Annotated in this window: 20 protein-coding genes; 11 read left to right on the forward strand and 9 right to left on the reverse strand. The window is 47.5% G+C overall.

The genetic code is table 11. The features are described from left to right. Positions 1 to 19: 19 nt before the first annotated feature. Positions 20 to 3,145 (reverse strand): EAL domain-containing protein, encoded by a 3,126-nt coding sequence (locus QTO06_RS05180; RefSeq protein WP_331407060.1) that lies wholly within the window; start codon positions 3,143 to 3,145, stop codon positions 20 to 22. Positions 3,146 to 3,260: 115 nt separating this feature from the next. On the opposite strand from QTO06_RS05180, the gene asnC reads away from it, so the two are divergent. Next, complete coding sequence (gene asnC / locus QTO06_RS05185; protein ID WP_005430014.1) at positions 3,261 to 3,725, forward strand: transcriptional regulator AsnC; 465 nt, start codon at positions 3,261 to 3,263, stop codon at positions 3,723 to 3,725. Positions 3,726 to 3,810: 85 nt separating this feature from the next. Here asnC and prlC read toward each other — a convergent pair whose 3' ends face one another. Further along, the gene (prlC, locus tag QTO06_RS05190) at positions 3,811 to 5,853 is read right to left on the reverse strand and encodes an oligopeptidase A (protein WP_038893748.1); all 2,043 of its coding nucleotides are present in this window, start codon (positions 5,851 to 5,853) and stop codon (positions 3,811 to 3,813) included. Positions 5,854 to 6,277: 424 nt separating this feature from the next. On the opposite strand from prlC, the gene QTO06_RS05195 reads away from it, so the two are divergent. From QTO06_RS05195 to gorA, 3 genes are all read left to right on the forward strand, one after another. Further along, on the forward strand, positions 6,278 to 7,117 hold the full coding sequence (locus QTO06_RS05195; RefSeq protein WP_050909721.1) for a 23S rRNA (adenine(2030)-N(6))-methyltransferase RlmJ: 840 nt from the start codon (positions 6,278 to 6,280) through the stop codon (positions 7,115 to 7,117). 146 nt (positions 7,118 to 7,263) lie between these two features. Then, on the forward strand, positions 7,264 to 7,968 hold the full coding sequence (locus QTO06_RS05200; protein WP_331407061.1) for a glutathione S-transferase family protein: 705 nt from the start codon (positions 7,264 to 7,266) through the stop codon (positions 7,966 to 7,968). 241 nt (positions 7,969 to 8,209) lie between these two features. After that, the gene (gene gorA, locus QTO06_RS05205) at positions 8,210 to 9,565 is read left to right on the forward strand and encodes a glutathione-disulfide reductase (RefSeq protein ID WP_331407062.1); all 1,356 of its coding nucleotides are present in this window, start codon (positions 8,210 to 8,212) and stop codon (positions 9,563 to 9,565) included. Positions 9,566 to 9,675: 110 nt separating this feature from the next. Here gorA and QTO06_RS05210 read toward each other — a convergent pair whose 3' ends face one another. Both QTO06_RS05210 and QTO06_RS05215 read right to left on the reverse strand, forming a co-directional pair. Then, a complete protein-coding gene (locus QTO06_RS05210) occupies positions 9,676 to 10,287 on the reverse strand; it encodes a bifunctional 4-hydroxy-2-oxoglutarate aldolase/2-dehydro-3-deoxy-phosphogluconate aldolase (protein WP_331407063.1) in 612 nt (203 codons plus the stop codon). A 9-nt stretch (positions 10,288 to 10,296) separates the two neighbouring features. Further along, positions 10,297 to 11,673: a GntP family permease gene (locus QTO06_RS05215; RefSeq protein WP_331407064.1), complete on the reverse strand. Its 1,377-nt coding sequence runs from the start codon at positions 11,671 to 11,673 to the stop codon at positions 10,297 to 10,299. A gap of 152 nt (positions 11,674 to 11,825) precedes the next feature. Here QTO06_RS05215 and QTO06_RS05220 point away from each other — a divergent pair, with 152 nt between their 5' ends. Both QTO06_RS05220 and edd read left to right on the forward strand, forming a co-directional pair. Next, positions 11,826 to 12,347 (forward strand): gluconokinase, encoded by a 522-nt coding sequence (locus QTO06_RS05220; RefSeq protein WP_005449047.1) that lies wholly within the window; start codon positions 11,826 to 11,828, stop codon positions 12,345 to 12,347. After that, on the forward strand, positions 12,344 to 14,140 hold the full coding sequence (gene edd, locus QTO06_RS05225; RefSeq protein ID WP_331407065.1) for a phosphogluconate dehydratase: 1,797 nt from the start codon (positions 12,344 to 12,346) through the stop codon (positions 14,138 to 14,140). Before QTO06_RS05220 ends, edd begins: the two co-directional genes overlap by 4 nt. A gap of 177 nt (positions 14,141 to 14,317) precedes the next feature. Here edd and QTO06_RS05230 read toward each other — a convergent pair whose 3' ends face one another. From QTO06_RS05230 to QTO06_RS05245, 4 genes are all read right to left on the reverse strand, one after another. Then, positions 14,318 to 14,647, reverse strand: a complete 330-nt coding sequence (locus QTO06_RS05230) for an SMR family transporter (protein ID WP_005434604.1) — start codon at positions 14,645 to 14,647, stop codon at positions 14,318 to 14,320. Between the two features lie 2 nt (positions 14,648 to 14,649). After that, entirely contained in the window at positions 14,650 to 15,027 is a 378-nt protein-coding gene (locus QTO06_RS05235; RefSeq protein ID WP_005430013.1) for an SMR family transporter, read from the reverse strand. A gap of 203 nt (positions 15,028 to 15,230) precedes the next feature. Continuing rightward, entirely contained in the window at positions 15,231 to 16,157 is a 927-nt protein-coding gene (locus tag QTO06_RS05240) for a LysR family transcriptional regulator (RefSeq protein ID WP_331407066.1), read from the reverse strand. A 48-nt stretch (positions 16,158 to 16,205) separates the two neighbouring features. Next, entirely contained in the window at positions 16,206 to 17,213 is a 1,008-nt protein-coding gene (locus QTO06_RS05245) for a LacI family DNA-binding transcriptional regulator (protein ID WP_009699063.1), read from the reverse strand. Positions 17,214 to 17,444: 231 nt separating this feature from the next. Between QTO06_RS05245 and QTO06_RS05250 the strand changes: the two genes are divergently transcribed. The 5 genes from QTO06_RS05250 (at position 17,445) to QTO06_RS05270 (ending at position 24,978) form a co-directional block, all read left to right on the forward strand. Further along, positions 17,445 to 18,797: a serine/threonine-protein kinase gene (locus tag QTO06_RS05250; protein WP_331407067.1), complete on the forward strand. Its 1,353-nt coding sequence runs from the start codon at positions 17,445 to 17,447 to the stop codon at positions 18,795 to 18,797. 31 nt (positions 18,798 to 18,828) lie between these two features. Next, a complete protein-coding gene (locus QTO06_RS05255; protein ID WP_331407068.1) occupies positions 18,829 to 20,304 on the forward strand; it encodes a chromosome partitioning protein ParA in 1,476 nt (491 codons plus the stop codon). A 2-nt stretch (positions 20,305 to 20,306) separates the two neighbouring features. Beyond that, complete coding sequence (locus QTO06_RS05260; RefSeq protein ID WP_005434622.1) at positions 20,307 to 20,879, forward strand: sigma-70 family RNA polymerase sigma factor; 573 nt, start codon at positions 20,307 to 20,309, stop codon at positions 20,877 to 20,879. A 4-nt stretch (positions 20,880 to 20,883) separates the two neighbouring features. After that, positions 20,884 to 22,446, forward strand: a complete 1,563-nt coding sequence (locus tag QTO06_RS05265; RefSeq protein ID WP_331407069.1) for a hypothetical protein — start codon at positions 20,884 to 20,886, stop codon at positions 22,444 to 22,446. Positions 22,447 to 22,674: 228 nt separating this feature from the next. Further along, positions 22,675 to 24,978: a hypothetical protein gene (locus QTO06_RS05270; protein ID WP_331407070.1), complete on the forward strand. Its 2,304-nt coding sequence runs from the start codon at positions 22,675 to 22,677 to the stop codon at positions 24,976 to 24,978. 59 nt (positions 24,979 to 25,037) lie between these two features. Here QTO06_RS05270 and QTO06_RS05275 read toward each other — a convergent pair whose 3' ends face one another. Continuing rightward, on the reverse strand, positions 25,038 to 26,027 hold the full coding sequence (locus tag QTO06_RS05275; protein ID WP_054823185.1) for an SPOR domain-containing protein: 990 nt from the start codon (positions 26,025 to 26,027) through the stop codon (positions 25,038 to 25,040). Positions 26,028 to 26,068: the final 41 nt, after the last annotated feature.

A 26,068-nucleotide genomic window follows, 5' to 3' on the forward strand; every position in this document is an offset into this window, starting at 1 on the left:
ATGACGTTCGTCTGGATGGTTAAAGTTGCTGAAGTTCGTCGACCAGCTCAGCTAGAGGTTTAGGATGCCCAATGCCATAACCTTGCCCATAGTCGACACCCAGCTCGATCAGCAGCTCTCTGACTTGGTCATTCTCAACAAATTCCGCCACCGTGACTTTACCCATCTGCTTGGCTAAGTCGTTGATTGAACGCACCATCACGCGATCCATCTCGTTTACGTTGATGTCTCGCACGAAAAGACCATCAATTTTCACGATATCGACAGGAAGCTGCTTTAAGTAGCCGAAAGAAGACAAGCCAGAACCAAAATCGTCCAACGCAATCAAACAGCCCAGTGTGCGCACGCGAGTAAAGAAACCGAGCGCTTGGTCGATATTGCTCATCGCTGCAGTTTCAGTAATTTCTAAACAGATCTTCTCACAAGGAATCGAGGACGACTGCAGGCGCTCTAACAGGAAGTCGATAAACTCTTGATTCCCCATCGACTGACCGGACAAGTTGATCGCGCAGCGTCCGAGTTTTTCTACTATCTCTGGGCGAGCTTCAAACCACTCTAAGGTTTGAGTAATCACTTGTTTATCAATCCAGTGCGCAATGTTGTAGCGCTCAGAAGCTGGGATAAAAACACCAGGAGACAAGTAATTGCCCTGTGCATCACGAATACGCACCAGAATCTCAAAGCACAATGGTGAGCCTTCTCCGCTCAAGTTAACAATGCGCTGAGCAAACAATTCAAGACGCTTACTCGATAGCGCCTCATGCACTAGATTAACGCTCTGCATCTCTAACTGGCGACGTTGCAGCTCTTCATTATCTAAGCTGAATAGGTTGTAGCGATTCCGCCCCTGCTCTTTGGCAACATGACACGCCGAGTCTGCTTGAGCGTGGACCATTTGTGGCGTTTCGGCGGTGTGGTCAATAATACGAATGCCCACCGAGCAGCTCATAAACAATTGCGTGTCTTCCCAACGGAAAAGCTGTTCGCTCAAGGTCGTGATAATTTGCTTCGCCACGTTAATAGCACCGTGCTCATCGCAATCTTTCAACAGCACGGCAAACTCATCACCGCCCATGCGCGCCAAGACTGCATTGTATGGGAGCACCTCTTCCAACATGCTGGCACAGAACTGAATAGCCGCATCACCGGCATCATGACCCACGGTATCGTTAAGCACTTTTAGCTGGTCGAGATCGAGGTACAACATTGCATGCACACGACGGTGGCTTTCTACTTCTCGCAGTGCGGTTTGTAGCTCTAACTCGAAATAGTTGCGGTTGTAGGTGTCAGTCAGCAAGTCATAGCGTGCTTGGTACTCTAGCTGTTTGGCGAGCTTCTTAGTCTCAGTAATGTCTTCACCAACGATCAGCAGTTGGTCGGAATCTCTTAATGGGCGAATGTTTTCACGCACCCAAACGCGATGACCATCCGCATGACGATATTCGATTTCGCGACGCCAAACGCCGTGCATCACTTGCTGAGGTTGCAATAACACTTGGCGCGGGATCAGTGCTTTTTCGTCCGAATAGAACTCACGTAGGCGATGCCCCAGCATATCCAACGGTTGATAACCCAAAAGCTGCTGAGCAAAACGGTTCACTTCCTGAATGCGGTTATTGTTATCTAACGTCACCATCATTACCGGCTGCTGCTCGTAGTAGTTACGCAAACTCGATTCACGTTGGTAGAGCTTGTCTTCCATCGCCTTACGACTGGTAATGTCACGCGCTTCAAACAAGTATTGCTCTTGGTTTGCCACTTGCTGAGAAAACGGTTTGAGGGACACTTCCAGCACCATAGCGCCATGTTCTTTACTCCAGATTTCTGTTTCAAAAGTGGAGACTTGGCGATGACTGGATTGGAAGTAATTGGCAAGTAACTGGCGTGCTTCTTCGCTCCAGTTTTTATGATGCCAAAGCGGACGATCGAGACGCATATCCTGATGATTGAGTAACGATTGCAGACGATCGTTACCGGATTTAAGCAAACCATGTTGGTCGAGAATGCCCATGTACTGCATGCTCTGGTCAAACACTGACTCTAAAATCGTCTGGCTCTCGCGAGCAATACTTTCGCTGCGACGAATGCGATGTAAGTAGTAACTAAGCAGCATAATCACGATGGTCATCGCCACCAGCACACTGCCAAACAGTTTAATTTCTCGGGCGTAACGCTCAGTAAATTCCACTGGCTTATTGAAGAACACTGATGAAGCTTCTTGCTCTGCGCCTAAGCCCCAGCGCACAACCGATTGATAGTCGAGTTTGATGTCCGATTCTGCACGCACAATCGCAGGTAAAGGTTGCTGCGGGTTATCCAGCACTTGTGCCAATAACTTCGCAGCTTCAAAACCTTGGCGATAGCCAGTTTGAATCACACCACCAACCGCACCGTGCCCAAGTCCAATATCGTGCACCATAAACAGCGGTGCGTTAGAGGCTTGGTTGATATCCCGCCAGTCTTTATCGGTCGCAACGTTACCGTGAATATCGCGGTAGTAAGTCCAAAACAGCACTACGTTATCGATGTTCATTTGCGACACTTGTTGTTTTAAGTCATCGACCGTTTCCGGCACTAAATGAAGGATTTTGTCGCGATATGCTGAGTTATCATCAAGAAAGTCTTCGATCTGAGCACGAAGTGCCGCACCAGTAACAGAATGGTCACTGACAATAAGGATTTGTTTGTGGGTCGGATGCAGACGCTCAATCAAGGCGAGGTTGGCGGACAGGTCGACGTCTTCAATCACGCCCGTCGCCTTCAACCCCTGATGCAGTGCAGGATGATAGTTATTGATACCACTGAAAATCACCGGTGTATCTTTGATAACCGAAGACAAACGCTGCATCAAAGCAAGTGCATTGTTATCGCTGACCACGATCGCGTCAAAATGCTCTTCGCTCAGTTTGGTGCGATAAAGGGACTCCAGCTGATTAAAGAAGTGCTGGCTTTGACTGCGCTTAGAATCGAGATACAACACGCGCGTATCAAGCTGTCGCCCCTCAAGCTGCTGGGTGAAACCACGCTGGATAGAATCAGTCCAGAAGAAACCTTGATGGTAAGAGTGAACAACGAGGACTTTTTGCTCTTGCGCCGAAGCGACAGCACTGAACATGATCGCTATGCAAAACAGAAAAAATGGCACATCAACTCCATGACTTCAGAGCTACCTCGCGGTTATCCCTGCGTAAACCTTGTGAATCCTGTCCGCTGTGAGTATAAAATGAACTTTAAACCTCATACCCAACGGAAATAATTGTATGAATGCGAGCTTGCCTAAACTCGACGATCTCGATCGCGCGATTCTCAAAACTCTGATGGCGGATGCGCGTAAGCCTTACGCGGAAATGGCAAAACAGTTTAATGTCAGCCCAGCGACCATCCACGTTCGTATCGAGAAAATGAAAGCGGCAGACATCATCGAAGGTACTGAGGTAATCGTCAATACCAAAAAGCTAGGATATGACGTATGTTGCTTTATCGGCATCAACTTGAATGCCGCGCGCGACTATCATTCAGCGCTAGAAAAGCTCAATGCCCTCGATGAAGTGGTAGAAGCTTACTACACCACTGGCGCGTATAACATATTCGTCAAATTGATGTGCAAGTCGATTGAAGAGCTGCAATTTGTATTGATTGATAAGCTTCAAGCGATCGACGAAGTGCAATCCACCGAGACACTGATTTCGCTGCAAAACCCGATCAATCGCAGCGTAAATCCATAACAGTCTGAATCAGATACTAAAAGCTGAATCTATGAATAAAAAAATGGGCAGCCACTTGGCTGCCCATTTTCATTCTCAATCGAGATTACGCTGCGATACCTGAATGGCGCAATAGCGCATCGATTTCTGGCTCACGACCACGGAAGCGCTTAAATAGCTCCATTGGTTCTTCACTGCCACCCATTTCTAGGATGTTGTTCAAGAAGCTTAGACCAGTTTCTTTATTGAAGATGCCTTCTTCTTCAAAGCGAGAGAACGCATCCGAAGACAATACTTCTGCCCATAGGTAGCTGTAGTAACCTGCGCTGTAACCACCAGCGAAGATGTGACCAAAGCTGTGTGAGAAACGCGCCCACTCTACCGCTGGTACAACTGCCACTTTCTCTTTCACTTCTGCCAAGGTTTCAAGCACACGAGCACCCACTTCTGGATCGTATTCTGTGTGCAGAGTGAAGTCGAACAAGCCGAACTCTAGCTGACGTAGGATGCCCATCGCCGACTGGAAGTTCTTCGCGGCTAGCATTTTATCTAGCATCGCTTTTGGTAGTGGTTCACCAGTCTCATAGTGACCAGAAATAAACGCCAGCGCGTCTTCTTCCCAACACCAGTTTTCTAGGAACTGACTTGGTAGCTCAACCGCATCCCAAGGCACACCGTTGATACCCGATACCGCGCCTGTTTCTACTTGCGTCAACATGTGGTGGATACCATGACCAAACTCGTGGAACAGAGTCACCACTTCATCGTGCGTAAACAGTGCAGGCTTGTCGCCCACAGGACGGTTGAAGTTACACGTTAGGTAAGCAACCGGTGTTTGTAGCTCGCCAGATAGCGTTACGCGACGACCACGGCAATCGTCCATCCACGCACCGCCACGTTTGTGTTCGCGTGCGTATAGATCTAGATAGAAGCTGCCGCGCAGTGTGCCTTCGCCATCGAAGATATCGAAGAAACGCACGGATTCGTGCCAAGTATCCACGCCTTCACGCTCTGTCACTGTCATACCAAACACGCGGTTTAGCACTTCAAACAGACCACTTACCGCTTTTGATTCAGGGAAGTAAGGACGCAGTTCCTCATCCGAGATTTGGAATAAGTGCTGCTTTTGCTTCTCGCTGTAGTACGCAATGTCCCATACGTTTAGCTCGCTAACACCAAATTCTGCGTTAGCAAACTGGCGTAGCTCTTCGATTTCGCGCTCACCTTGTGGTTTCGCTTTGGTTGCCAAATCGTTCAAGAAGCCAAGAACTTGCGCTGGGTTCTCTGCCATTTTAGTTGCCAGAGATTTCTCGCTGTAAGTGTTGAAGCCCAACATACGAGAGATTTCATGACGCAGTTTTAGCTGCTCAGTGATGATTTCTGTGTTGTCCCACTTGCCTGCGTTTGGACCACGATCAGAAGCGCGCGTTACGTACGCTTCGTACACTTCTTTACGTAGGTCTTGGTTATCACAGTACGTCATAACTGGTAGGTAAGATGGGATATCTAGCGTGATTAGGTAGCCATCGAGCTCTTTTGCTTCTGCTGCCGCTTTTGCTGCTGCAAGTGCAGATTCTGGCATACCCGCTAGGTCTTTTTCGTCGGCAACGTGCTTGGTCCAACCCATGGTTGCATCTAGCACATTATTAGAGAATTTCGAGCTCAGCTCAGACATGCGCTTGCTGATTTCGCCGTAGCGATGTTGCTCGTCTGATGGTAGACCGATGCCCGAAAGCTCGAAGTCGCGTAGTGAATCCGAAATGGTCTTCTGCTGTGCACGCGTTAGCGTCGCATACTCTTCGCTGGCTTTGATCGCTTTGTACGCTTCGTAAAGACCTTTGTGCTGACCAACCCAAGTACCGTACTCAGACAGGATTGGTAGACAGCTTTCGTAAGCCTCACGTAGCGCTTCGCTGTTCACTACTGAGTTCATGTGACCCACTGGTGACCAAATGCGGCTCAAGCGGTCATCCGCTTCTTCAATTGGCGCGATCACACTGGTCCAGCTTGGGTTTGCGTTGTCTTTAAGTACCTCGTCAATCTTGGCACGACAATCCGCAATCGCCTGCTCCACTGCAGGTTTAATGTGTTCAGGTTTGATTTGCGAAAACGGAGGAAGATCCGTAAACGTAAGAAGTGGATTAGACATGAATAATTCCTTTTGTGTTTTGGCTCTGTATTTGCCTATTCGCATTTGCAAAGAACCTATTGGTGTTTGCAAAACAGTAGGCGAACTCAATGCACAGGCAAGCCGACAACATGGATGGGGGGATTTCCGTTCCCTTTCTCGATGCAGCAATGACCGAATGGGTCAAAGAGCGCTTACTCTGTCCTTGAGTCTTGTTATGCCTAAGTTCGGTTTGGCACTCTATTGGAGCGGCGCAATCCCACTTAGGTTCAATTTGTTTACTCATACTAAGTATGGGTGACTTAAAGAAATTTCAATAGCGAATCCCTATCAGTGATACTGATTTGAATCGAAGTTCTACTTCTTCAAGTTACTTGAGTATAATACCGCCATATCGCGAAAATCACAGACCACACTCAGTCAAAGAGTGTTTCGAGAGTTTAATTTGTTAAGTTACCGCCACAGCTTCCACGCTGGCAACCATGCTGACGTGGTAAAACACATCGTTCAAAGCCTCATTCTTGATGCACTAAAGCAGAAAGATAAGCCGTTTGTTTATCACGATACCCACTCGGGTGTGGGACGCTACGATCTGACTCACGAATGGTCTGAGAAAACGGGCGAATACAAACAAGGCATCGCGCGCATTTGGGATAACTCAAACATCCCTGAAGAGATCGCAAGCTACATCGATTCAATCAAAACGTTGAACAACGGTGAGAAGCTGCGTTACTACCCAGGCTCACCGCGTGTTGCGCGTGCGCAAATCCGCCCACAAGATCGTATGGTTCTGACTGAGCTGCATCCAGCCGATCACCCGCTACTAGAGCAAGAGTTCCACCGCGATCGTCAAGTGAGCATCTACAAAGAAGATGGCTTTAAGCGCCTGAAAGGCAGCCTGCCACCGCAAGAGCGTCGTGGTTTGGTGCTGATTGACCCACCATACGAACTAGCGAAAGAGTACCGCGACGTCGTACAAGCGATTTACCAAAGCCACAAACGTTGGGCAACGGGTATCTACGCGATTTGGTACCCAGTAGTAAACCGCCATGACATCGAAGACATGATTGAAGGTTTAGAAGGGCTTGGCATTCGCAAAATTCTGCAAATCGAATTGGGCGTATCTCCAGATACCAACGAGCGCGGCATGACGGCATCAGGCATGATCGTGATTAACCCGCCCTGGAAACTGGAAAGCCAGATGAAAGAAATTCTGCCATTCCTACAAGAAGCGATCGCGCCAGCAACGGGTCACTGGAAAGTCGACTGGATCGTTCCAGAATAAAAGACACTGAATTTCAGAACCTTAAAGCGCAACGATGACCTCGTTGCGCTTTTTTTTATTTATTTTCTAAAAATTTTCGTCTTCGCTTCGTCTTTTCTTTTTTGCCTGCGTCTTAGGGATGTAAACAAGCTAAAACATAGAGAGAAATGACCATGCTTAAAGTTATCAGTTTTAAAATTTGCCCATTTGTTCAACGCGTAACTGCGGCACTAGAAGCAAAACAGATCCCTTACGAGATTGAATACATCAGCTTAAAAGACAAGCCACAATGGTTCCTAGACATCTCACCAAACGGTCAAGTACCGGTGATGGTGACAGAGTCTGGCACCGCACTGTTTGAATCGGATGCCATCATCGAATACATCGAAGACGAATATGGTCCGTTAGAGCAAGGCGTGACAAACGAACAACGCGCACTAGACCGAGCTTGGAGCTACCTAGGTTCTAAACACTACTTGGCACAATGCGGCACCATGGGCAGCAAAGACCAAGCAACCTTTGAAGAACGTACAGAGAAGCTGATCAAAGCGTTCCAAAAAGCAGAAAACCAACTGTCTGGTGAAACCAAGTTCTTTAAATCCGATGAACTAAGCAATGTAGACATGGCTTGGCTGCCGCTTCTGCACCGCGCTGCCATCGTCAAAGCGCATTCTGGTTACGACTTCTTCTGTGGTCTGCCAAAAATGCAGGCGTGGCAAAAGCACATCCTAGAATCAGGATTGGTAGAGAAGACCGTATCGGAAGACTTCGTGCAGCTGTTTAGTGATTTCTACCTCACCAACACTTATCTTGCGGACGGCAAAGACGTGCAAGCCCAGTCTGGCTGTGGCACATCAAGCTGCTGCGGCTAATGGTTTTCCCTTCCCCTGAGGATGAAAAACACCAAGCGGAATAGCGCCTTATTCCGCTTTACTATCCTTTCATCGCTATTTGTCATAAGCAATGTCACTTTTTCCCATTTAGGAAATTGCTAGACTCGATTTATGATAGGGACATGGAATTAACAACAATTCCGTTGGGCTGTTGAGTTCATCACCCACCACCCCAATGTAATTATTGTCAGACAAAATTAATAAGCTCTTGGAGAAAGTAATGGCGACTCATTTTGATTATATCTGTATCGGCGGCGGCAGCGGCGGTATCGCATCAGCAAACCGTGCAGCAATGTACGGTGCTAAAGTAGCGCTTATCGAAGCTCAAGACCTTGGCGGTACCTGTGTAAACGTTGGTTGTGTGCCTAAGAAAGTGATGTGGCACGGCGCGCAAGTTGCAGAAGCAATGAACCTGTACGCAGAAGACTACGGCTTCGATGTAGATGTAAAAGGTTTCGACTGGAGCAAACTGGTTGAGAGTCGTCAGGCTTACATTGGTCGTATCCACCAATCTTACGACCGCGTTCTTGGCAACAACAAAGTAAACGTTATCAAAGGCTTTGCTAAGTTTGTTGACGAGAAAACGGTTGAAGTAAACGGTGAACACTACACAGCGGATCACATCCTGATCGCAGTGGGTGGTCGTCCAACGACTCCAAACATCCCAGGCGCAGAATACGGCATCGATTCAAACGGCTTCTTCGAGCTTGCTGAGCAGCCAAAACGCGTTGCAGTGATCGGTGCAGGTTACATCGCGGTTGAAATCGCTGGCGTACTGCATGCGCTTGGCACAGAAACACACCTATTCGTTCGTAAAGAATCACCGCTACGTAGCTTCGATCCAATGATCATTGAAACGCTAGTAGAAGTGATGGACGCTGAAGGTCCAACTCTGCACACCCACTCTGTTCCAAAAGAAGTGGTAAAAGAAGCAGACGGCAGCCTAACTCTACACCTAGAAAACGGTGAGAGCCAAAACGTTGATACCCTAATCTGGGCAATCGGTCGTCACCCAGCAACTGACGCTATCAACCTAGCATCAACTGGCGTTGCAACGAACGATCGTGGCTACATCAAGGTAGACGAATACCAAGAAACGAACGTGAAAGGCATCTACTGTGTAGGTGACATCATGGAAGGTGGTATCGAGCTAACCCCAGTGGCTGTGAAAGCGGGTCGTCAACTTTCTGAACGTCTGTTCAACAACAAACCAAACGCGAAGATGGACTACGAATTGGTACCAACTGTGGTATTCAGCCACCCACCAATCGGCACTATCGGTCTAACGACTCAAGAAGCAGAAGAGAAGTACGGCAAAGACAACATCAAAGTCTACACGTCTGGCTTTACTGCGATGTACACCGCGGTTACTAAGCACCGTCAACCATGTAAGATGAAGCTAGTATGTGCTGGCGAAGAAGAAACGGTTGTTGGTCTACACGGCATCGGCTTCACGGTTGATGAAATGATTCAAGGCTTCGGCGTAGCAATGAAGATGGGCGCAACCAAAGCAGACTTCGACTCTGTTGTGGCTATCCACCCAACAGGCTCTGAAGAGTTCGTGACGATGCGTTAATCACTTTGCGATTTAAGCAGATAAACAAAAAGGGTCATCAATTACTTGATGACCCTTTTTCTATTCACGTTTTAAAACGTTCGGGGGTATTTCGGAGCCGTTTGCGCGTTTTACTTAACTGCGCGAACCAATTCAGCAATACCTTCCCAATCACCGTTGTCCATCATAGCGGTTGGCACCATCCAAGTACCGCCACAAGCGACAACCGATTTCAGCGCTAGGTAGTCTTCCACGTTAGATGGGCTTACACCACCTGTCGGCATGAATTCCACTGGGTAAACTGCCGTTAGTGCTTTAAGCATGTTTACGCCGCCTGAAGGCTCAGCAGGGAAGAACTTCAGGGTACGTAGACCCATTTCCATTGCTTGCTCAACCAGGCTTGGGTTGTTCACGCCCGGTACGATTGTCACGTTGCGTTGCTGACAGTATTTCACTGTGGTTGGGTTTAAACCTGGGCTCACGATAAAGTCCACGCCCGCTTCAATCGCGATGTCCACTTGCTCTGTTGTCAGTACTGTACCAGCACCGATCAGCAGTTCTGGGTACGCTTCACGCATGATGCGGATCGACTCAGCCGCCGCTTCAGTGCGGAATGTTACTTCCGCACATGGTAAACCGTTTTCTACCAACACTTTTGCCAGTGGCAGAGCGTGTGCTACATCGTTGATTGCGATAACTGGGACGATTTTGATTTCTCTTAATCGTTGTTCAAGTGTTGTCATGGGTAACCTCTAAAGAATAAAGCTTAATGTTGCTACGATAATAAACGCGATACCACCAAGTAAAGTTTCCATTACCGTCCAAGTTTTTAGCGTTGCTTTCTCATCCATCTCTAGTAGACGAGATACTAGCCAGAAACCAGAGTCGTTGAAGTGAGAAAGCACTGTTGCACCACCTGCAATCGCGATAACGATAAAGCATAGGTCTAGCTCGCTCAAACCTGTTGATGCTGCCACTACTGGCGCGATAAGTGCTGCAGTTGTCGTTAGTGCCACGGTTGCTGAGCCTTGAGCAACACGCAGACAGGTAGAGATAACAAACGCTGCTACGATCACTGGCATACCTGTATCAGTTAATACGTCTGCTAGTGCATCACCGATACCACTTGCGCGCAATACGCCACCAAACATGCCGCCCGCACCCGTTACTAGGATAACGCCACAGATCGGAGCCAATGAGTCGCCACACAGCTTCTCAAGTTTTGCCATGCCGTAGTCTTTCGCGAATACCGCAAGAGACACTAGCAAAGTAATCAGAAGGGCTACCGGTGTTTTACCTAGCATACGTAGGAACTCAACCAGTGCTGTTTTACCATCAATCACACCCGCAACCGCTAGCGTGTTCAGTACTGTGTCTAAACAGATTAGCAGTACAGGCAGCACTAGGATGGTCATTACTGTGCCAAATTTTGGCAGCTTAGATTCATCAACTTGTGTTTCACCGTTGAAGAACGCTTTTGATAGTGGGATATCGAACTTCTTGCCTGCGTACAGACCAAATAGGTAAGCGCCTAGGTACCAAGTTGGGATAGCCACTAGGATACCAACAACAAGCAGTAGACCAATGTTTGCGCCTAGGAATTCTGCTGCTGCAACTGGACCTGGGTGCGGAGGAACAAAGCCGTGCATTACTGCAAATGCACCCGCTGCTGGTAGTGCGTATTTGATTGGCGAACCACCAAAGCGTGCTGCCACACTTAGGATGATTGGCATCATGACCACGAGACCAGCGTCAAAGAAGATTGGGAAACCGAACAGTAGTGAAGCCACACCCAATGCAAATGGTGCGCGCTCTTTACCGAAGCGTCCAATCAAAGTATCTGCCAGCACTTGCGCACCGCCAGTTACTTCCAAAATCTTACCGATCATTGCGCCAAGACCAACCAGCAATGCTACTGAAGCCAGCGTGCCACCAAAACCACTCATCATGGTTGGAACAACTTGGTCAGAAGAAACGCCAGTCGCAATCGCAGTACCTAAACTCACCATAGTTAGGGAAGCAAAAGCGTGCACTTTTAGCTTAATAATCAATACAAGTAACGCCGCAATCGCGAGGACTGCAATCGTTAATAGGAACGTAGGGTCTGGAGCTTGGGTTAGCTGTTCCATGGGTTCACCTTTAAAAATTATTGTTTGTGTTGTGGTTCACATTTATTTGAGTTACCGGTAACATGTTACCGATAACATGAATAAGATAAACCCATATTTTAAAGTGAATTCAAAAATTGAGATCACGCGCAAATTTGTTATGAGGATAAGTTATGGCTGGTAGTAGTGTCGTCGTTATGGGCGTTTGTGCGAGTGGCAAAACCACAATTGGTGAGCACTTGGCGAAAAAGCTGGGACGTAAATTCATTGATGGTGATGATCTTCACCCACGAGCAAACATTCAGAAGATGGCATCAGGTCAGCCTCTGAACGACGACGACCGCAAACCTTGGCTAGAACGTATCCGCGACGCTGCTTATAGCTTAGAAAGCAAAAATGAGCACGGCATTATTGTCTGCTCGGCACTAAAAAAGATTTATCGTGACCAAATCCGCGAAGGCAACGAGAACGTGACCTTCCTCTTCCTAGACGGCAGCAAAGAACTGATCCTTGAGCGTATGCGTGCTCGCCAAGGTCACTTCATGAAAGAGAACATGGTCAACAGCCAGTTCGAAGCTCTAGAACGCCCAGAAGATGAGCCTCGCACCATTTTCGTCAGCATTGATGCAACCATCGAAGACGTTGTGTCGAATGCCGCTGAGTTAATCCTAGTGCAAGACGAGGCAATGGCATGACTCATCAAGTAATTTTAGACGTTACCCAGCGCTTAGTTGAGCGCAGCAAAGAGGCGCGTGCGGCGTTTCTTGCTCGCACTGAAGTCCAAGCTGAAGCAGGCAAAGGTCGTGTCGGTCTGTCTTGCGGTAACTTGGCTCACGCTGTTGCGGCATCTTGTTCTTCAGAAAAGAAAAGCATTCTGGATTTCACGCATTCGAATGTAGCGCTGATCAGTGCTTACAACGATATGCTGAGTGCCCACCAGCCATACCAACACTACCCTGATCAAATCAAGCAAGTGCTGTCTGGTTACGGTCACACTGCGCAAGTTGCTGGCTGTGTTCCGGCAATGTGTGATGGCGTGACTCAAGGTCAAGCGGGCATGGACATGTCACTGTTTTCTCGTGACTTAATTGCTCAATCGACAGCACTTTCACTGAGCCACAACGTGTTCGACGCGACCTTGCTTCTGGGTATCTGCGACAAAATCGCACCAGGACAATTGATGGGCGCGCTGTCTTACGCACACCTACCAACGGCGTTTGTGCCAGCAGGTTTGATGGCAACAGGCATCAGCAATGAAGAGAAAGTCGACGTTCGCCAAAAATACGCAGCGGGCGAAGTAGGCAAAGACGCGCTACTTGATATGGAGTGTCGAGCTTACCACTCAGCTGGCACGTGTACTTTCTACGGCACGGCAAACACCAACCAACTTGTGTTTGAAGCAATGGGCTTGATGCTGCCAGGTTCGGCATTCATCCATCCACATACTGAGTTGCGCAAGGCATTAACCGATCACGCGGCTCTGAAAATCGCGGCAATGAATGCAGGTTCAGCCAACTTCCGTCCATTGTCTGAAGTTGTCACAGAAAAGAGCCTGATCAACGGTATTATTGCGCTGTTGGCATCGGGCGGCAGTACCAACCACACTATCCACATGTTGGCAGTGGCGCGTGCAGCAGGTTTGATTCTGACATGGCAAGACATCAGTGACCTATCTGAAGTCGTGCCACTGTTGGCGCGCGTTTACCCGAACGGTCCAGCAGACATGAACGCGTTCCAAGAAGCGGGTGGCGTACCTGCGCTATTGCATCGTTTGAACGAGTCAGGCTTGCTTCACCGTGACGTAAAACCGGCATTCGGCGAATTCGAAGACCAAATGACGCTACCTACACTAGTCGACGGCAAACTGACTTGGACACCATGTGGTGGCAGCCAAGACGGCGAAGTGATCGCTGCATCAACGCAAGCTTTCCAAAACACCGGTGGTACTCGCGTACTTAACGGTAACTTGGGTAAAGCAGTAGTGAAAGTCTCTGCGGTGAAAGAAGATCAGCGCATCACCGAAGCGCCGGCAATCGTATTCCAATGCCAACACGAAGTGGAAGCGGCGTACAAACGTGGTGAGCTAAACCAAGATTGCATCGTGGTTGTGACGCACAATGGTCCTGCAGCGAACGGCATGCCAGAGCTGCATAAACTGATGCCAATTCTTGGCAACGTGCAGAAAGCGGGCTTTAAAGTCGCGCTGGTGACGGACGGTCGACTATCAGGTGCATCCGGTAAGATTCCATCGGCAATCCACGTTTCTCCAGAAGCAATTCGTGGCGGCGCGATTGGCTTGGTGCGCAATGGCGACATCATCCGCGTTGATTGCCAAACTGGCGAGCTGAATAACCTAAGCGACGTTACGGGTCGTGAATTGTTAGAGATGGATACTGAAGCGAAACAACAGACTTGGGGTCGTGGTTTCTTTAGCGTGATTCGTCAGAGCGTTTCGAGCGCAGAAGAAGGCGCAAGCTTTATTGTTTAAGACGGGAAGAAAGACCCCGTCATTCCGACGAGCCTAGGCGAGATCAGGAATCTAATATCAAAGTGCTGTGAAGCAAGAGGAAACACCTCTGCCACAGCACTTTTTGTTGGTAGATTCTGAATCGCGCTCATCCCTCGATGCTCAGAATGACGATATCTAGGATTCAGGCAAAGAACATCAAGCCGTCTTCATCACCACAACCGCCGCAATCACCACAAAGATACCAAACCAGCCAATCGGCTTAAGCTTTTGTTTGAACAGCAAAGCGCCACCAATCGCGGTACCTAAGATACCTATTGCACCCCAAGAGGCGTATGCGATCGCAAGGTCGATCTCTTTTACTGCTTGAGCAAGCAAGGTAAACGCCGCCATCACCAATACAATCGCAGTGATGCCCCACCCTCTGTGCTTAAAGCCTTTAGAGCGAGTCAGCGCCATGTTCGCCATGATGTCGACCAACGCCGCCATAACAACAAATCCAAATGAAACAGTGAAAAATTGGCTCATGATTAACACCTCGCATTCGATGAGCTTGGCAACTCATCTTTCTGTTGAGGCTGACCGTGTGATTCGCCGAGCGTCACACACACAATACCGACGACTGCCAGCGCCAAACCAAGCAACTGCTGCGTGCTTAAGTTGGCGTCAAACAAAACGATAGAAACCAGGGTAATCAAGGCGATACCCAAACCTTCCCATGTTGCGTACGCGACACCGATAGAGATTTTCTTTGCCGCTTTCGACAAGAAGTAATAGGAAATGGCGATCAGAACATACATCACCAGATAGCCTTCCCACGCATTACTTTCACCAATAAACGACATCGTACTAGTACCAGCAACTTCGGCAACGATGGCGAGCAATAAAAATAGACGTGCAATGAGCATGATTCATCCTCCCCAGAAATTAAAAAACTGCATAACGGAGAATGGTGAATGTCCTTTAAGAATCAGACATTCAAAGAATTGATAAGATAAAAAGAGCCGCTTCTCCTGACTATTTGTAGTCAGATTAGCCCTTCTTCAGCGAAACAGACAGGTAATTGAGATATTCATTTTTGAATATCTTAAAGGACAGTTTGCTAATCCGATCACGTTAATGGTGTATTGAGGGTTTGCTGCACCACGTGGTGCAAATGGCGGTGCAATGGATGATTACGGTAGGTCTGTAAATAACCGCCCGAAACAACAAATTGGCTGAACTCGCGGTTGACCATCGGCATTGGATAAGAGGCAAGCTCGTGCATCAAATGTGCAGTACTTTGGCTGGCATACATGATGGCATCGGTCTCAAGCAACATTTGGCAAGCGACGCGCAAGTTGTAGGACTTGAGCAATACAACGGGTTCGTAACCCATGCGGCGATATTCCGATTCCACCGTACACAACGGGTTGTAGGATGCTGGTGCAGGCAAAGAAACCAGTGGCAATTTCGACACCGTATCCCAATCATTGCTGATTGGCGACAACGTCGGATGGTCTTTACGCGCCAAAATCACGCGCTTTTCAACAAATAGAGGGCGCATGTAGATGTCTTTCGACAACTCGGTTTCTTGGTCGAGAATGCAGTAATCGTGTTCGCCCTCTAGCATCTCGTCTTGGGAATAAATGTTCCAGCTTGAGAAGGCAAACGAGGCTTGAGGAAACGCCTGATGGCAACCACGCAATAAACGCTGACCTTGTTCGTCCATCAAATAAGGGTCGGTCACAATCGCAATCTGACCTTGGTATTCGAGTGGGTCAAAGTCCGAAAACTCCTGCACTACTTTTTCTAGCGGCGACAGCATGTTATCGAACTCCGCCGCTAAGCGAATCGCCATTGGGGATGGCTCTACCCCATGGGCTTTACGCACAAACAGCGGATCATCAAACACGTCTTTGAGTTTCATCACCCCACGGCTGGCACTGGGTTGCGAAATGCCAAGCTGCATCGCAGCCAACTTGATGCTGCGGTTATCCACCACGGCTTTAAGTAAGCGCATTAAATTCAGATCTAACGCATCAAGTTGATGTGGCATGCCCGTGTCCTTATCAGAAACGAATGATGAAAGATAAACGTGAGTGAGTTAGACGCTTTCGCCCGCCGTAATTTGATAGCCCATGTTCACGACCGTCTCGGCTTGCTCTTCACCCTTGAGGCGCGCAATCAGTAGCTCGGCACTTTTCTCACCAATCTCGAAACGCGGTGTATCCACACTGGTCAGTTTCGGGCTGATAGTTTGTCCGATGTCTAATGCGTTGTAACCCACCACCGCAAGTTGATCTGGCACTTTGATGCCGCGCTGCTGAGCACTCAACAAGGTACCAATTGCGATGTCGTCGTTGGTACAAAATACGCCATCAAGTTCTGGGTAGGTTGTCAGTGCACGCTCCAGTAAATCATGCGCTAGCGAAAAGCTTGAGTGATCACCTGTTAGCACATGTTTTGGCTCCAACCCTGCTTCCGTCATCGCGCGATCGTAGCCTTGCATACGCAATTTAGTACGCGTATCCAAGCGAGCACCGAAGTAAACAATCGTACGTTTACCCGATTCCAACATGCGCTTTACGACGCTGTAAGAAGCGTCTTCGTGATCCATGCCAACCGCCATATCAATCGGCTGCTCTGGTAGTTCCATGGTCTCTACCACAGGAACGCCAGCGTTTTTGATCATCTGCAAAGTGCGTTGAGTGTGATGGCTTTCAGTTAGAATTAAGCCGTCAACTTGATAAGAGAGCAGCGACGCGATTTTGCGTTCTTCTTCCAGCTCGTCATAACTAAAGTGCGCAAGCAGTGTTTCATAGCCATTAGCTTTAGTGACCGTTTCAATGCCCTGAACAAAAGACGCAAAAATTTGGTTGGACAGTGAAGGCAGTAAAATACCAATCGCTTTACTGGAAGACTTCGACAGCATCGCCGGAGCACGGTTTTCGATGTAGCCCATCTCTTCAATTACAGCGGCAATTTTCACTCGCGTTTTTTCTGCCACTGAGTCTGGATTGCGCATGTAACGCGAGACGGTCATTTTTGTTACGCCAACTTTGTCTGCGACATCCTGCAATGTCGTTCGTGCTTTCTTATTCTGCTGAGCCATAAATATCTAATTTATCAGTAATGTTACTAGTAACATTATGACGAATAGACTCCTCGTCGACAAGCTCGGCAAAATCCATCTGCTACATCATTAATAAAATCATAATCTTACCGCTCAAATAACCATCAAATTGCAATTCCAACATTGTGATTCAAAGCTGAATAAATAAATGACATTAATATTGAGTTTCTTATAAAATAGCGTACCTAAAACAATAAGATACGAAGTACAGTGCAGTTAGGCTCTAGCGAAACCCAGATTTACTATCACCTGCTTGATCTGGACGACTCTCAAAAGCAGCAATACCTCAACGAATTGCAGCAGAGTCAACCTGAGCTTTACCTCCAAGTTGCCCCTCTTTTAGCAAGTGAAAACGAAGAAGAACAACTGACACAGTTGCTCGGCTTCGGTGCGAATTTGGCAACCAAACAAGAGGTCGACCTAACGGGCGAAGAAGTTAGCAAGTACCGACTCACCCACGAGTTAGGGCGTGGAGGTATGGGGGTGGTGTATGCGGCACTGCGCGCTGACGAGACGTTCGAGCAAGACCTTGCGATCAAGTTCATTCAAACCAATCTCAGTAATGTATTAGGCAAACGCGCGCTGTTTGATGAAGCTCAGCTTCTGGCTCGTTTGAACCATCCTTACATTGCCAAAGTGTTTGATGGCGGCTTGCACGGTGATTCGGTTTACATCGTGATGGAACGCGTTTTTGGTCAGACCTTAGACTCGTATTTGTTGCTCACGCCAATGGAAGACGATGACAAGTTGTTGCTGTTTAAGCAGATTTGTCAGGCAATGGAACACGCCCACCAGCATCAAGTCCTGCATGCGGATCTCAAACCAGAAAACATCCTAATTGATCGCAATAAACGACCAAAACTGCTCGATTTCAACCTGACACAAAAAGTGCAATCAAGCAGTGATGATGCGTCTCCAGTATTGATCGCCTTCAGTGAAAAATACGCCAGTCCAGAACAGCAAGCCGGAGCGTTTTTGACTGAGCAAAGTGATGTGTATTCACTGGGTAAGATTCTGGCGCTGATGTTTCCTGATCAGCCAATGTGGACGGATATTTATTGGGTGGTGAGACGCGCAACGCGGACCAAAGCAAAGCAGCGCTACCTCAATGTTCGGACACTGCGCCAAGATATTGAATGTATTTTAGAACGACGCCCAATAGAGCAAAAGAAGCACTGGCCACTGTACAGTACGCTTCGTTTAGTACAACGCCGACCGCTGCCGTCGCTGTTGTCCGCAATCTTAGTGTTATCTGGTTTGCTGTTTGGTAACACTCTGATTCAAAAGAACATACAACTGCAACAAGAGAAGAAGATTGCAGAAGACATCATGTACGAAGTGACGCGCCTTGTCTTTCATGCCAAAGGGCAAAACGTCGAGCATATGTCCGTCAGTGCCATGATGGAACTGACACGCAGGCGGATTCTGTCTAACCCAGATATCCCCAAACACATAAAACAGAAAATGCTGTTGGCGATGATGACACCGGTGCCAGAGAAGCACCTCACTAAATCAATAAGTTGTCAGCCAAATTGTGCACCAAAGGACCGCACTCAACAGTAAGGCTAAACATAAGAAAGGCTTAAAAATTAAAATGTACACACGTTCCATTGCGATCTGGTTGTCTGCGTTAGCGATAGCACCAGCATGGGCGAACTCTACTTCTACGACTCCGTCGGCAGAAGCGACAGCGCCTACCATAAAACAAGGTTTCTTCATCGATTCACCGGTAACTGGTCTGTATTACAAAACCAGTTCCAACCTGTCTGGTCACACAAACAAAGGCGCATTTCAGTATCGTCCTGGCGATGTCATCAGCTTCTTCCTAGGCAATGACGATAACGGCTACTTGCTCACCACGATGTCGAGCCAAGAAGTGCTTACTCCGACGATGGCGACCACCAAGCCAAGTCGCAGCATCAACATGACCCGCTTGTTGCTCTCTCTCGACAGCACACCAGAAAATCGCCAAGAAATCGTACTAGCTAACAAGGTGTTATCCGACCCTGCCTTCCAAGCGCAGCTCAAGCGTCTTGACCTCAACTTCTTAGATGACGCTAAACACCAATTCAACTTGGATTGGGTTTCGGTACAAGAAGCGGTTGAACACCTGAATGAAAGCCAACGCTACATCGAAAAGAACTTCGCCTCAGATGAAATCATTTTCGAGCCTCGTGATGTGCGCTTTAAGAACATCATTATCAAGAAAAAGGATTGGCAGGGTCGCGCCTGTGCATTCGATATTCGCTATCAACACCACCCGCGTTACCGCCCACCAATTGGCGAGATTAACTTCACCATCACTAAAGAGAGCCTGATTCAGCATCCAAGTGTTGGCGACTACTTCCAAGGCTGTTTCCTAGCACTTAACCAGAGCGTAACCGAAGAAATTGTCGAACCGATTGAAAAGTTTTCAGAATGGGAAAGCTTGGTTGGCTGCGCGGATAAAGGCTGTACTCGTAATGATCTCAATGGCTTCTCATTAGAAGATTACAACGATGATGGTGACTGGAAATATCGCTCTGTCGCGCTCAACTTCGACCCTAGTACCCAGCTTTTGATGGAAAAAGTGCAAGGTTTGGGGCAAAACGAGCATGTTAAACACCACAACCGCACTGAAATGTTGTGGTTCACTTACCCTGACTCCATCGATAGCCAAATTGCCTACCAAGGCGTGTGGCAACAAACTCAATACCTACAAGACTCGATGAAACAATCGTGTCTACTGATGCGTCACAATCAAGTCTTGCGTCTACCAGTTGATGCCGTTACCTGCCCGACAGATACCAGCCTATACACCCAAGATGTCACCAACGAGTATTTGGATATGTGGTGGGTCAACAATGATCAGGCGAGCGCCGAGTTGGCGCAAATGAACGTGATGGTGCGTTGGTCGCCAAAACCTTCTGAAATCAACTACACCACATGGGAATACCTGCCTGCTGGCAAGAGCTGGGAGCAAGGTATTTTGTATCGCTACCAGCAAGACATCAGCCGTAATCGTGATGGGTCTGACCGCATTGAAACCCACTCTATCTCTGAGTTTGTAAAAGTAAGTGAGGACGTATAGCCATGGCTTCTAAATCTACCCTGACGCAAATTATCCAACAGTGGCAAGCCGGCGATAAAAAAGCGGAAAGTGAGTTGTACCAATTCGCTTACCTACAACTGCGTAAGATTGCTCAGCAAGAACGTGAGCGCAACGCAGAGAAATACGGCACCGACAACAAGGTACTGGCCGATAGCGTAAACAGCACCACGGCGCTCATTCATGATGCGTATTTAAAAATGTCTAGCTGCGACATGAGTGAGATTGAAACCAAGCGTGATTTCTTCTTAATGGCAGCCAAAGTGATGCGCCAGATCCTGATCGACAATGCACGCGCCCATCAAGCGCAGAAGCGACAACACATCACCTTGATGAAGGAGGAAGAAGATCGTTTCGAGCAACTCATCATCATGGACAAAGCGCTCGACAACTTTAGTGTGCGCTATCCACGCCAATCTAACGCGCTAAAGCTCAAGTACCTGATGGGCATGAAAAACCAAGAGATCTGTGAACTGCTCGAATGCAGCGCCAGTTTGATTGAAAAAGACCTTAAGTTCTCGCGCAGTTGGCTGCAATCAAGAATGGCGCACGCGTAATATCATGACGAAAAAATACTGGATTGCAGGCGCACTGGGTGTCTGCTTGATGGCAAGCTACTGGCTTTCAGATGAACAAACAGCCGCTGCGGCTGCCAATATAGAGCCAGCACAAAATGGCCTAGATAAGAGAAAAACGTCCCAAGGTGAACGCACTTCGTTGATTGAAGTAAAGCAAGCCTTAACCTCCTCTGTACTAGAAAGAAACAACGATCTTGCCTTTGAAAAAGCGCTCGAATCGACCTTGTCAGATCAGCCTGAACAGGTTCAAGATGCTTTTGGATCATCGGTGGTCAATTACTCCGGAGACCTGACTCAAACCTACGTGAGTAGCAACATAAACAATGATGCAACTAACAATGGCAAACCGATCATTAACCTTGCGGTAGAGCAGCAATTACAAACCATCATCTTTGGTTGGGAACTGACGCAAAACAACCCTATCAACTACTCATTGGGATTGGAGCAACTGTTTGAAGATCCCGAGGGAGACCTTCTCACGACCCGAATCTGGTTGGAAAACGCCAATGGACTGAGTGTTCTCAATCAAGGGCAGATCATGTTGCAAGGCGCACCAAAAGCGTTCGATCAAACCACTTACTTAGCGGTATCTGCGCGCGATGACCATCATGGTACAGAAGACCATGCTTGGGTTACCACGCGCTTTGAACTGCCAGCAGTAGCCGAAGAACAAAATGATACAGAGCACCCTCTGATCGATGGCATTGTGTATCGTCTTGAATCCACAACATTGCTTGGTGGAAAGAAATATGCCTATGAAGTGGTGTACTGTGAGGCATTTAAATTTGTCGAAGAAGAGGTCTTTTATGCGGCTTCCAACAACAAAACTCGTTGTCCTGAAGAGCAGGAACTAAAGAAAGTCGGCCAGTATCAGATCAGCGATGAATCATTAATAGTGCAAGCAAACGGCTCACAACAAATTTGGACCACGAAAAAGGTCTACACCTCACGAGTGCATAAAGAGACCGAAAACTATTTCATTACCGTCTTCGATGATAATCGTTTCGAAAGCTACACCATGCAAAAAAACAAACGCTCAATGGAAGAACGTTTGAACGTCAATACAGGGGAGAAGCTATATCAAACCACACTATTTGATTTGCTTATCCCTACTGCGGGAGGTTACCGTCTTGCTACCGCTAGCAACTACATTTTTGACCGAAACTTCGCTCAAGATGGTGAGTGGTATGACAGCTTTGACTCGGATCTCAACGTAGTGACGTCATACAGCGACCTATTTGGTCATGAAATGTGCCCATTTTGGGATGTCTCTATCATCGCAGGAGAAGGTATGTTCAGTGATATCATCTCCTACTCCGATAAGGCCGATTGTCAGACGGCTCCCAAACTGTCTACGTACGCATTCGTCATATTTAATAATGAGTATCACCCCAATGATGTATTTCTCCACGGCGAAACGTATAGCTACATTTTGCGCCCGCTCCCTCAATACGCCAGTGAAGTTGAAGAGTTTAAAATCAATATGATTTATCACGATCCGATTGGGACAAAAACCACTCAGAAATTAACTAAAAACTCAAAATAAGTCTTTGTATTCCATAATTAGCACTCTTATTGACAATTTAAACAATTAATCTGATCAACAAAAAAATATTCAAAGTTTTTTTACGGTTTTTTTTCGGTTTTTCGTATCTTGAAGCTGCTTCCAAAAACGATCCAAAATGCGCTGCTTTTCCAATCTCACTAGTGAGATTTGAAGATAAAACAATAAAAAGCGACTTTCTCATTCGGAAACGAAACAAGGATTAAAACAATGAATAAGGTGAGTTTACTAGCAGCGTCAGTGGCTATCGCGCTAACAGGTTGTGGTGGTTCAGATGGTGGCTCAAACGGCGGTAATGCTGGCGTAGTGATCACAGGCTTTGATGGCTACTTCAAAAATGCAGTTGTGTTTGAAGATCTGAACAACAATGGTCAATGGGACACCAATGATACATTCCTTGGTCTAACCGATGAGAAAGGTCAGCTTAAAATCAAAGCAAAACCAGAGAGTACTCTGGCACTGCAAACTATCACGCCAAACGGTGCAAAACAGAAACAGCTTATCGCTTTAGATCCGACTTACGCAGGTACTTACACTGTAGATATGGATCACCCAAGCCAAGCGATGGCTCACGAACTGGTTTTCCGCGCACCAAACTCTTCTAACGTTATCTCACCAATCACTGACCTTGTTGCAATTGAAATGGCAAACGACAGTGCGCTAACGGAAGAAGAAGCAGTAGCAAAAGTAAACCAAGCACTTGGTGGTACGGAAGAAGCACCTATCGACCTATACAGCGATTTCGTTTCGGGTGTAGATAAAAGTGCCGAACTACATAAAACCGCTCAGATTCTGACTGAATCTAAAGCGCAAAACCCTGCGAACTACGAGAAAAAAGCGACTGAATTCGCGCAAGCTGCTGATCAAGAAGTAGACCGTCTGGTGGAGTCTGGTGCAGATATCAATGATCCAAACCTACGCCCAGTGATCACTGACAGCACACCAGAAAGCGAAAACCTAGCGCCAGAAACCGTAGTCAACAACAAGCTTGTTGTTAACGAAGACGTTGAAGAAGCAGCCGAAGAGAAGCTAGATAACCTACCTGAAATCGTAAAAGGCGCGAGCTTCGATGGTGTTGAACTGAACATTGAAGGTCTATTTAAAGACAAAGACCAAAACCTGGTGACGCCTAAACTGTCTCACAACCTAGGTGGAACTGGTATCGAAGTTCGCATTGAAGGCAACCAATTGATTCTTTTGTCAGCTGCTGAAGTCACCAAAGCAGGTGAGTTCGAAATCATCCTAACAGCGGAGGATAAAGATTCTGCAGGCAAAGCGCTTTCTACTGTAAGCACTGTATTTGAGCTGGACATCGAAACAGCAAACCAAGCACCAATCGTCATTGAAGAAGAGCAAAAACGCCTTCAAACTATCGTTGATGGCTGGCAGCTACAACAAGGTGAAGCTTTCGAGCAAACTCTTGATATCTCTGGTCTATTTAAAGACGAAGATGGCCAACTAGAAGAGTATACAGCGGAATCGATCTCTATCGACGGCTTGTCTATCGATGAAAACGACAACGCAATCATCACTATCGAAGGTACACCAGAAAAAGCTTACGCTGCAGGCCAAACTTTTACCGTTAACGTAGAAGATAACGAAGATGGCAAGGCTCGCGTAACCTTTAAACTACCAGAAGTGAAAGAAGGCACTACGCCGCCGCCAGCAGCTCACCCACTAGAAGGCAAAACTTGGTACTACTTAGAGCACGGCTCTGATGATGGTAATGATAACGATGAGTTCGACTACTCTCGTGTATGGTGTGAATCAATCAAGTTTGAAGGCGGTATTGTTTACGGTAACGTTCGCAGTTCAGAAAACCGCACAGAATGTACTGATGCCGACACCCAAATGGAAGATGCGACCTACAAAGTTGAAAATGGACGCCTGATCGCAACATTTAAATTTGAAGAAGATGGTGAGTCACTGACAGAATCTTTTGAAGTTGATGTTGCTGGTAATGCCGATGACCTAGCTCAAGGCGCAAAGACCATCGTTCATCGCCCTATCGCATTAAACGAGACGGCTGAACGCTACACATACTTTGCTGATGAGTCTGATGCAGAAGCTCGCATTCAAGTGAAATCGGATGATAGCTACGACAAACGTTTTGGCTACATGTACCTACCAGCAGAACAAGACAACACTTACGATCTAGGCATGGTGAGCTTTGCTTTAGTTGAGGGCCCACAAAGCTACAAGGCGTACATGAATTTTGACGTAGAAGGTAAAGACTTTAACTGCGATACCATCAACGAATTCTACAGAAGTTTTACGTTCTCTGGTGATGATCTAACAACGCCGTACAGCCAACATTACATCGGTGGCAGCTGTAGTACGCAGTTTGAAAATGGAGTCGAGTACGCAAGCGTATACTTTGATTTGTCAGGAATTCAGAACCTAGAGATTGGCAACGTATATAGCTTCATCGGCAAAACCAAAGACGAAAATGCAGAATACGTCGAAGCAGTGAAATTCAGTATCGAGTGGACTGGCGAAGGCGATAACGAATAACCTTTGAGCCCAATAAACACAAAGCCCCGCTCTTGCGGGGCTCTTTTGTATCCGTTTAATTACTTAACGCAAATCACGTTAAGTAACGAAGTGCCCGTGAGCTGATTTGGCTCTCGGTCAGCAAACAAGCCCTTTTTATCTTTACCCCAGTAAGGCAACTGCAGCGGCCAATTGTCTTTCTCCATCACCCCTGATGCACGCAGTGTTTTGAAGTCCGAGACACTCGCCAAGTCCATACTTAGTTGCTGACAGACCTTTTTCGAGCTCGCATAGTTTAAGCGGTTCCAAGGCTTTCCATGTTCCATGTAGAACTGGTTGTTGTTCTCGACCAAGTAAGGCACCACAAACGTTTTACCTTGCAGAATCGTCTTCAATCGTACCTGCACTGTATCGTTACTGATAATAGGCTGAGCAGGTTTAGGCGCTTGAGTCGGTTTCGCCGCTGGTTGAGAAGCTTGCTTCGGTGCTGCCTTAGCAGGCGTCTCTTTAGCTTTGAAAGCGTCCGTATTCGGGCGAGTCGCGGCTACTGGAGCAACGGGTGTCACAGGCTTTGCCTTCGCGGCAGGCTTCGGCATTGGCTTAGTTTGCTTCACCGGCTCTGACGTACCTTTGCCAACCACACGAATGAAGGCTTCTTTATAGGTCGACAAGGTTTTGACTCGCTGTAAATCCTGCGAGGCTTTGGCAAATTCAGTATAAGGACCAATAAGACATCGGTAGCCTTTTTGCTCTGGCTTCATCCAAACATCGGTGGTGATTTTGCCGTAGATCGGCTTGGCTTTGGCTAAAGACATCGGTTTTGGCAATAGACCACACTGGATCCAGAAGAAATCATTGCCTCCCTGCGGCACTTTCTTTCCCCATACCCCTTTCCCGATCGGACAAGATTGCTCAAGTACTGGCAGTTCTTTGTTACTCGCTTGAGAGGCTTGGCAAAGAAAACCCTCCGCAAGTACCGGTGTCGAAAATTGGGCGCACGCCAACAGCAATCCAAGGCTCAAGCCGGATTGGACGATACGAGAGGAATGTTGTGCCTTCTTCATTTCCATACGCTTCACTCTGAACAGTAGGTGATGAAATTATCGCGACA

This window comes from Vibrio sp. M260121 (genome assembly GCF_036533715.1).
In the GTDB taxonomy this organism is placed as follows: domain Bacteria; phylum Pseudomonadota; class Gammaproteobacteria; order Enterobacterales; family Vibrionaceae; genus Vibrio.